The sequence below is a fragment of the Mesorhizobium sp. M1348 genome (assembly GCF_040317925.1).
Lineage (GTDB): Bacteria > Pseudomonadota > Alphaproteobacteria > Rhizobiales > Rhizobiaceae > Mesorhizobium.
Genome location: NZ_JAMYLH010000092.1, coordinates 1 through 539, shown reverse-complemented (window position 1 = coordinate 539; position 539 = coordinate 1). Strand labels below are relative to the sequence as shown.

Sequence of the window (539 nt, the reverse complement as noted above, 5' to 3'; positions counted from 1 at the left end):
CCGGGATGCCGGATTTCACCGCTGCAGCCACGGCTCGATCGATCATGTCGTAGTCGACCGTGTCCGTTCCCGTGCGCACCGGATACGGGTCTATGCCGAAATAGTCGATATGCGTGTTGGCCGGATTGTAGGTGTTCGTAAAATCCGGATTGGTCGGGGATCCCATGTTCATCATGGTGATGAAGGTCTTGGCGCCTGGAAAATGCTCATGGATCCAGTCGGATTCCGCCTTCAGGTTCTCGGCGGTTGCGTAGGTGCCCCACCTGCCGGTGGGATCGGGCTCGTCAACAAGATAGAACCCAAACACGTTCGGATTGCCAAGGAAGGGGGTCATTTTCTCGATGAAGGATGAGGTCACGCCCTCATGCTCATTGAGATAGACCAGGCCCTTCATGCCATCCGGCAATGCGTTGACCAGCGAAACATACTGAACGTCAGCCAGATTGAAGCCGGCGGTTGCGATTTCGGTGGCGGATCCACCCGATGCGTAGTGCAGAGTTGCCATCCAATATTCCTTTGTCTCATTCGATAGCGCCCCG

At 56.0% G+C, this 539-nt stretch carries 1 pseudogene; it reads right to left on the bottom strand.

Annotated features, from left to right (window positions below):
• Window positions 1-505, bottom strand: a pseudogene (locus NKH13_RS35570) (calcium-binding protein); the annotation flags it as partial.
• Window positions 506-539 lie beyond the last annotated feature (34 nt).